The organism is Paenibacillus sp. 2TAB23 (genome assembly GCF_052115165.1).
In the GTDB taxonomy this organism is placed as follows: domain Bacteria; phylum Bacillota; class Bacilli; order Paenibacillales; family Paenibacillaceae; genus Pristimantibacillus.
Map to the genome: position 1 here is coordinate 272,522 of NZ_JBFRGD010000008.1, position 8,491 is coordinate 281,012.

Genomic DNA, 8,491 nt, shown 5'->3' on the forward strand with positions numbered 1-8,491 from the left:
ATGCTTCCGATTAGAACAATCGGCTCTGCTGCGTCTTCTTCGCCAGATAGGTAACCGACAGAACCATCAGGACGCTAATGACGGACTTAAACATATTAATGGCCATGCCGTACGAATAGTCGCTTAGCTGGGTGGAATACCGCAGCGCGTAAAGATCGATGACATCCGAATATTCTATGACTGCCGGATTGCCAAGCACGAATTGGGATTCAAACCCGCTGTTAATCGCCCAGCCTATGGACATCGTCAGCAGCAGGATCGCCGTGGGCATCAGCCCTGGAATCGAGATATGCCACATTTTGCGGAACCTGCTTGCGCCATCCATCTCGGCTGCCTCGTAATGCTCTGGATTAAGTCCCATTAGCACCGCCAGGTAGATAATAGTGCTCCAACCCAGCTCCTTCCACAAACTCGCCAGCGTATGGATGATCCAGAACCACTCCCCCTTGATCATGAAGTAGATCGGTTCGTTAATCAGCTTAAGCTTCATCATGATCACGTTAAGCAAACCGCCATCCGGCGATAGAAAAAACGTAACGACGTTTGCGATTACGACCCAGGATACGAAATGAGGAATATACGTAATCGTTTGGATCGCTCTTTTGAAAAATGTTTTCCTTACCTCATTCAAGAGCAGCGCAAGCACAATGGATCCGACAAAGCTTGCGATCAATCCCATAAAGCTCATCGCCAGCGTATTTCGCATCACAAAATAAAATTGCTCATCCTGAAAGATTTTGACGAAATTGTCGAAGCCTACGAAAGAACTGCCTAACACGCCTTTGCCAATCTTGTAATCCTGGAATGCCATAATCCATCCCCACAGCGGACCGTAGGAAAATACGAGCGCAATCAGCACAAAGGGCACTGACATGATGAGCAGCTGCTGTTGTTTGATTAGCTTCCCGAAGAAGCCGCGCCGCTTTGCTTGAGGTAAATAAGAGGCGAGCTTGATCTGCTCGGTTGCTTTGGACATCTTTTTTGCACCTTCCTTGTAACCGTTTTCGAAGTGAATCTATCTTTATTATGCAAGCAGAGCCCCCACCCAACAACCTTAGAAACACCATCTCCTCACCCTACAAAAAAGAGCAGCCGCACGGTTAATCAACCAAGCGGCTGCCCTTTTCAAGCCCGTTAACCGGTAGAACCCAGCACGAGTACACCATTTGGAGCCATTACTACCTCGCCTGAGAGCTCCGTGCCCGTCATTGCATCTGCATAGATACGGTCAAGCGTAAAAGCAGCGTCAACGCGGCTATGGTTGATCACGAAAATGACTTCCGAGCTCCGCTCGCCCTCTTCCCGCATACGACAAATGGCTTCTACGCCGCTCGGCAATCCAGGCAGCACTGGTTCGAGGTTAAGGTCTTTGCATATCGAATGAAATAAGCGGTGCAGGGAAGCTGAATCAAGCTCCGTTCCTAGATAATATGCCGTCCCTAGTCCATAACGGTTGCGCGTTACCGCGGGCTGACCGGCAAAATAATCATTAGCGAACAGCAGCAGCGGCTCTGCGCCTTCTAGCTCGATAACGTCGTACCAAGTCGCTGCTTCGCCCGGGTAGGTTGCCGAATCGCTTGCTGCAGCCGCTTCCGCTTCCGGCTCAAGCAGGCCAATGGAAATGTCCTCTTCGATAATGCCATAATCGTCAATGGAAATGCCTAACAAATCAGCATATAAGCCCGGCAGCCTTTGAGGCAGCATCCGGTTGTTCCATTCCTTTGCTCCTGCCCGAAAGTCCATGACAATCGTCCCGCCGCGCTCGGCGAACGCATGGATCCGCTTCGTTGCCTCCTCCCGTGCCATCATGAAATTCGGAATAATGAGCAGCTCATACCCGTCAAAGCTTGCGTCTGGCGAAATAATATCCACCAGTATGTTCCGTTCATGAAAATAACGGTAATATTGTGCCTGATGCTCCTTGTATTCATAGCCGCTTCCATGAGGCTGCAGCTCGAATGCCCATTCATTGTGGAAGCATTTGAGCATGGCAACCTTCGCTTTCACGGTGGTTCCGGCTAGCAGCGGTGAGATAGCAGCAAGCTCCCGCCCAACCTGCTTGACCTCCTCGAACCGTCTGCCGGGCTGTCCGTGATGCTGCAGAATGCCGTGCCAGAACTCCTCCAAGGCATACGTCAGCGTGCGCCAGCGGAAATAAACGATGGCATCCGCACCGCGGGCAATGGACTGGTAGGTCCATCTTCTAAGCTCGCCCGGCCTTGGCGTAGAGGACATCGCATAGGTGCAGGGTGCACCGCTCTGATGCTCAAGCACCCAAAAGTTTTGACCTTTCAGCCCGCGCATCGTGTCATGATTAAGCCCCGTCCGGAAAGCTCTTTCTTCTGGCACTCGCTTCATAATCGGATAAATATCCAGCGATACGATATCCAGCGGAGCTGCGAGATCATAATAATCCAGATCGTTGAAGCTACCCATCATATTCGTCGTAATCGGCTGCGTGGAAGGGCACAGGCTGCGCAAAATATCCAGCTGCAGCTGCTGATACTTCACGACGGAATCGGAGCTGAATCTCCTGAAATCAAGCGCCAAGCCGGGGTTATGCCCTTGATGCACGGAATAAGTAGGCAGATGCAGCTGCTCCCAGCCCGTATAGGATTGACTGGAGAAGATCGTTCCCCATTCTTCATTTAACTGCTCTAATGACCCATACCTTTGCTGCAGCCATGTGATGAACGCCTCTCTGCAATTTCCGCAGTAACAGCGAGCCGTATCAATCGCTCCCAGCTCGTTGTCGATTTGCCAGCCAATCACGTTTGGATGCTCCCGGTATTGCTCTGCCATTCGCGTTACGATCTTGCTCGTATATCCATGGTAATTCGGACTATTGGCGCAGTAATGACGTCTTGTTCCGAACCCGCGGACATGGCCTTGGTAGTCCTGCTGATACATATCAGGATGCTTATCCATCAGCCATTTGGGAGGGCCTGCCGTCGGCGTTCCGAGAATGACCTGAATATCATAATCACCGAATAACGCGATTGCCTGGTCCAGCCATCCGAATTCATACCTGCCCTCTTCGGGCTCCATGCGAATCCAGGCAAACTCCGCCAATCGGACAACGTTAAAGCCTGCCTCCTTCATAAGCCTGGCGTCGGTCTCCCAACGCTCCTGCTCCCAATGCTCGGGGTAATAACATGCGCCGAATAACATGCCTGCATCCTCCTTATAGTCCTTGCTCTTATCGCTCGCACCGACCAGTATATCGGATGAACATTGCCGTTGTAAGCGTCGAAAACGCTAATATGACCCGTCAAACTAGACATCCTTTTGTACCAAGCATGCATGCTAAAAAGCGCCCAGCGAGACCTGCTCGCCGGGCGCTTCTTTCCTATGAGCTCGTTAAGGAATAGTTATCGAAATAGAACGTTCCTCTCATATCCGTGAAGTACGTATATACTCTAACCTTTGCCGTATTGGCTGGAGCTGTTGCCGTACCGCTCACATTCTCGAAACCGCTGGTTGTCGTACCCGAGTATGTCGCTAACGTGCTCTCGGTAATGACTGAGCCAGCCGAATTCAGGAATTGCAGCTTGAAATAAAGCGACGATCCGTTATTAGCCGTAATATTGACCGATCCGCTAAAAGCATACGTGCTGCCCGCGGAAGCATTTACATCCTGGTACCAAGCATGCCATGGACCTGTTGATCCGTCTAAGCGCAATGATGCCGTTCCTGATTGTTTAACGCTCGTGTCACGGGACACATAATAAGGCTGCTCATAAACCCATGTCGCAGGTTTCCCTGAGCCATCATCTGTCTCGAAGCCTGGATTCACGAGCAGATTGCCCGCCGCCACGGCATTCGTCGTTACGCTCAGCGCACTGCTTGCCGCAGAAAGATTGCCTGCCGCATCTTTCGCTTTCACCGTAAAGCTATAAGCGGTATTCGCCGTTAGGCCGGTTACTTGCAGCGTCGTCGCACCTGTTGTCGTACCGGCGAGCGTCGCTCCGCGATAGACTTCGTAGCCCGTTACGGCTATGTTGTCCGTTGATGCCGTCCAGCTTAGATTTACGGTTGTGTCTGTCTTCGAAGGCGCCGTCACTCCAGTTGGCGCACTTGGCGCTTGCGTATCCGCAGCCGCATTCGTAGTGACGCTAAGCGTATTGCTTGCCGCAGACAGGTTGCCTGCCGCATCTTTTGCTTTCACCGTGAAGCTATAAGCGGTATTGGCCGTTAGGCCCGTCACTTGCAACGTCGTGGCGCCCGTTGTCGTACCGGCAAGCGTTGAACCGCGATACACCTCGTAGCCCGTTACGCCTATATTGTCTGTTGAAGCCGTCCAGCTCAAATTGACGATCGTTGCTGTCTTCGAGGGCGAGGTTAAGCCTGTTGGTGCGGTTGGTGCCTGCGTATCCGCAGCCGCATTCGTTGTCACGCTAAGCGTATTGCTTGCCGCGGACAGGTTGCCTGCCGCGTCCTTTGCTTTCACCGTGAAGCTATAAGCGGTATTCGCCGTCAAGCCCGTCACCTGCAGTGTCGTGGCGCCCGTTGTCGTACCGGCGAGCGTCGCTCCGCGATAGACTTCATAACCCGTTACGCCTACATTGTCCGTCGAAGCCGTCCAGCTTAAATTGACGCTCGTTGATGTCTTCGATGGCGAGGTTAAGCCTGCTGGTGCGGCAGGCGCAACCGTGTCACCACCGCCGGAGCCTCCATCTGCGCTGCTCGACAAATAAAAATCATCCAGATAAACCGTTCCGTTTAAGTCGCGTAAATACACGTATACTCTTGCGGAGGCCGTATTCGCCGGTGCCGTGAATGCACCGCTCATCGGCACGAATCCTGCAGTCGTAGCTGTCCCGTTATAATTGGCAACGGAGTGGCTGGACAATTCCGATCCAGCGCTGTTCAAGAAGCGGATGGTTGCTTCTGCTTTTGTTGCGCTTGCGATATTCAAATAACCTTCAAAGGTATAGGTATTGCCTGCGCTCGCAGCAACATCCTGATAGACCCCGAACCATGCGCCTGAATTACCGCTTAGCTTGAAGGAGCCTGAACCGTTACGTTTAACGGAGGTATCCCTTGTGCAATAAAAGGTTTGCTCGCAAGTCCATTGATTCGGCCGTCCCCATCCGTCGTCTTGATCAAATCCTGGGTTCTGAAGTAGATTTGGTGCGATAAGCGGAAGCGTCGTAATAGTGATCGTGCTGCTCGCCGCTGAGCTGTTCCCTGCCGCATCCCTTGCTTTAATCGTATATGCATAGGAAGTTAACGGCGTTAGTCCTGTATCCGTGAAGGCTAGAACCCCTGCGCTTGAGGAGCCTGCAAGTACTCCCCCTCGGAAAACGTCATAAGCGGTAACGCCCACATTATCGCTTGAAGCACTCCATGTTAAGCTGACGGTCTTATCCGTCTTAGCCGGTGAAGCTAAGCTGCCTGGAACAGTAGGTGCTTGCGTGTCCGGCGGAGGCGGTGCGTTTGTCGTCACGCTGATCGCGCTGCTCGCCCCTGATTGATTGCCAGCGAAGTCCTTCGCTTTCACCGTGAAGCTATAGGTCGTACTTGCTGCCAAGCCCGTTACGACGAAGCTCGTTGCTCCCGAAGTAGAGCCTGTCAGTACACCGCCTTTATAAATATCATAGCCGGTCACGGCCACGTTATCCGTCGATCCCGTCCAAGACAAGCTGACGGTCGTGTCTGTTTTCGCCTGTACAGCAAGAGCTGACGGAGCGGTTGGAGCCTGCGTATCCGGCACCTCGCTGCCTTGACGGACTGCCTTAACCGCAATGTCGCGGTTAAAGGAAGGAATCGCGCTTAAGGCAAGATTGCCTACTCCGCTGACCACGGTTGCCGTCGTCGTCGAGATCGCAGCACCCGTTACCGTGTTATAGTACAAAATATCATAGGTGCCCGGATTCATACCCGGTACATTGAATGACATACCGCTTACCGTTCGCGGACTGCTCACCGTATGGTTAGCCGTCGAGTCATTAATCCAAAGCAGCGCTCGATCACCATTCTTATAACCGCCTACCTTTGTGGAGTTTGACTGTGCGCCGTAATCCACATGCGGCATATTGATCAAATGCTGCTCCTCAGGCTGAATGAAGTTTGCCAAAGCCGTATAGATCGCTTTGTAGCTTGCCGGAATATCGAACCCGTTCTCAAAAATCCACCAAAGGTTGCCCCCTGCGGCTCCGGCTCTGAAGATCGGGCCCCATAAGCCGTCATGCATAAAGCGAGGCAAATTCGGATCCGTGGATTGATCAGAATGCGTACTGCCGTATTCGCCGACAAAGGCTGGCCTGCCGTCAAAATCCTCGATGAAATGCTTCAGCTCCGCCTCCCATTTGTTCAGTGCCGATGAGGAGCCATCATACATATGAAAGTTTGTCGTATCCAGCGTATTCAAGGTTTCCCAGGTTGGTTGGTTGAACTCCTCATGATCCTTCCAAGCAAAGCTTGTTGTTGTCGGACGATTGTAGAAATCGAGACTCTTCCAATATGTGTCGACGGAACTATGCCAGCTGCTGCGGTTCGCAGCGCTCGTATCCACGCGATTGTCCGACTCATTCCAATACTCCATCATGCCGAGGCTTCTGCTGTAGCCCCATCTTGCAAACACGTAGCGAAGCAGCTTCTTCTGGTAACTGATTGCCGTAGCGTTCGTCCAGAAGTCCGTATTGTTCTCCGTCCAATACGATGGACCGCCATTAGCTGTGCTGTAAGCATTCATCGGCCAATCATAGTAGAAATCGCCGAAGCTGTTCAGCGTCAGCATGATGTATACATCATTGTCTGCGGCTTCCTCAATCAATTCGTCCATGCGGGCCTGATTCTCAAGCTGATATTTTCCAATCCCATCATAGGACATCGTAATCCCATTTTGTGTTGTTGTGATCGGTCCCCATTCCGGCGCATAGTTGTTCCACCAGCAGGTATACCATACACGCATAATGTTCATTTTCGCATCCTTATACCTAGGAAGCTCATCCAGGATCGTATTCGCGTTCCAAGCATAGTTGCTGCCTAGCAGCGTCAACTGCTTGCCATAGCTGTCAACGAAGCGGCTTCCGCTCGTACCCATGAAGCCGCGATTCGTGCCAGGGCTGCCCGCAGTGAACGTAAGAACGCTCGATTGTCCCGTTCCGCTCCCGTCAGTCACTTGAATGACGACGCTGTGCGAGCCCATCTGCCTCGGCGAGTAACGAACCGCCCATTTCGGTGAGGACGCTTTGTTATAAAAGCCTGGCATAACCTCCGTCTGACCGGTAGGTGTCGTAAAATAAGCTTTGACATCCACCTCATCCGGATTAAAAGGATTGGAATACGTGCTGCTCAAATCAAACTGGATTTCGTACTTTCCATATACAGCAGGCGTAGTCGTATTGACTGAAACATTCGAAAAGGCCGTTGCAGCGGCAACGGTCGTCGCATTCAAGCCTAATCCAGCCGGCAAAATGGTTACGAATAGCATTAATGACATCAAACATAAGAGCAAATACCGTTTGCTTGTAAATTTCGTTTTCATGAGTACCTCCCAGAGCTATATTGGTTGTGAACAATTGCTGTAATGTATGCGCTGTCATTTCGAGTCTGCCGAATAGCCGTTTAGGTTCCCGTCATTAATTCACCTCAATTCTTTTCCGTATAAGTAGAGCATGCCTTGCCAAAATTCCATCTGTAAGTCTAAGCTGATGCTTTCATAATCACGTAAATGAGAGGGCAAAACAACCTGACTAACCTCATTTTTCAGCCCTACTAATCGAAGATTGCTCCGTATAACGCAAAAAAACGCTAGAGAACCATCCCGAGCGGTTTCAATGTGTATGGTAAGAACACAAAAAAAAGCCCTTGCTCAGCAAGGACTTTTCCATCGTATGATGCGCGTAGAGGGACTTGAACCCCCACGGTCGCCCGCTAGATCCTAAGTCTAGTGCGTCTGCCAATTCCGCCATACGCGCGCAATTACAAATACCAGCCGCTTTAAAGAAAGTGGCTGGGGATTCAGGGATCGAACCTGAGAATGACGGAGTCAAAGTCCGTTGCCTTACCGCTTGGCTAATCCCCAACATCTATTTTTCGTTCACTTTTGTTAAAATGGCGGAGCTGACGGGATTCGAACCCGCGGTCTCCTGCGTGACAGGCAGGCATGTTGGGCCACTACACCACAGCTCCATATGTAAGCTCGGATAAAATCCGAAAGTGAAACCAAGGATTGGTTGCGGGGGCAGGATTTGAACCTGCGGCCTTCGGGTTATGAGCCCGACGAGCTACCGGGCTGCTCCACCCCGCGTCAATTGTTGCATATTATTGAATCTTTAGCTGAACCGCTTTCTGAACGAATTCAGAATAGATCCAACAAAAGTAGTTCAAGGTGTTTACGCCCTGAAAACTGGATACGAAAGATAAGGTTTGCTGAACCTTCTTGCTGCTGTCTACCGGATGTATGGGTCACGGCAAACGTGTTTAGGATAAGCCCTCGACCGATTAGTATTCGTCAGCTGCACACATTGCTGTGCTTCCACCC

The 8,491-nt window shown here is 51.4% G+C and carries 3 protein-coding genes and 4 tRNA genes; all 7 read right to left on the reverse strand.

Annotated features, from left to right (window positions below):
* Nucleotides 1-10 precede the first annotated feature (10 nt).
* Nucleotides 11-976, reverse strand: a complete 966-nt coding sequence (locus AB4Z29_RS14395) for an ABC transporter permease (RefSeq protein WP_183562181.1) — start codon at nucleotides 974-976, stop codon at nucleotides 11-13.
* Nucleotides 977-1,134: 158 nt separating this feature from the next.
* The gene (locus AB4Z29_RS14400; protein ID WP_441943732.1) at nucleotides 1,135-3,171 is read right to left on the reverse strand and encodes a beta-galactosidase; all 2,037 of its coding nucleotides are present in this window, start codon (nucleotides 3,169-3,171) and stop codon (nucleotides 1,135-1,137) included.
* 178 nt (nucleotides 3,172-3,349) lie between these two features.
* The gene (locus AB4Z29_RS14405; protein ID WP_441943733.1) at nucleotides 3,350-7,492 is read right to left on the reverse strand and encodes a fibronectin type III domain-containing protein; all 4,143 of its coding nucleotides are present in this window, start codon (nucleotides 7,490-7,492) and stop codon (nucleotides 3,350-3,352) included.
* Between the two features lie 353 nt (nucleotides 7,493-7,845).
* Nucleotides 7,846-7,925 (reverse strand) — tRNA-Leu (locus tag AB4Z29_RS14410).
* Nucleotides 7,926-7,957: 32 nt separating this feature from the next.
* A tRNA-Gln gene (locus AB4Z29_RS14415) sits at nucleotides 7,958-8,032 on the reverse strand.
* A 30-nt stretch (nucleotides 8,033-8,062) separates the two neighbouring features.
* Nucleotides 8,063-8,139: transfer RNA gene (locus AB4Z29_RS14420), tRNA-Asp, on the reverse strand.
* A gap of 41 nt (nucleotides 8,140-8,180) precedes the next feature.
* Nucleotides 8,181-8,257: transfer RNA gene (locus tag AB4Z29_RS14425), tRNA-Met, on the reverse strand.
* Nucleotides 8,258-8,491 lie beyond the last annotated feature (234 nt).

Bases quoted from the DNA above. Each gene is read 5' to 3' on its own strand.
- AB4Z29_RS14395 (WP_183562181.1), bottom strand. From the start codon at position 976: ATGTCCAAAGCAACCGAGCAGATCAAGCTCGCCTCTTATTTACCTCAA.
- AB4Z29_RS14400 (WP_441943732.1), bottom strand. From the start codon at position 3,171: ATGTTATTCGGCGCATGTTATTACCCCGAGCATTGGGAGCAGGAGCGT.
- AB4Z29_RS14405 (WP_441943733.1), bottom strand. From the start codon at position 7,492: ATGAAAACGAAATTTACAAGCAAACGGTATTTGCTCTTATGTTTGATG.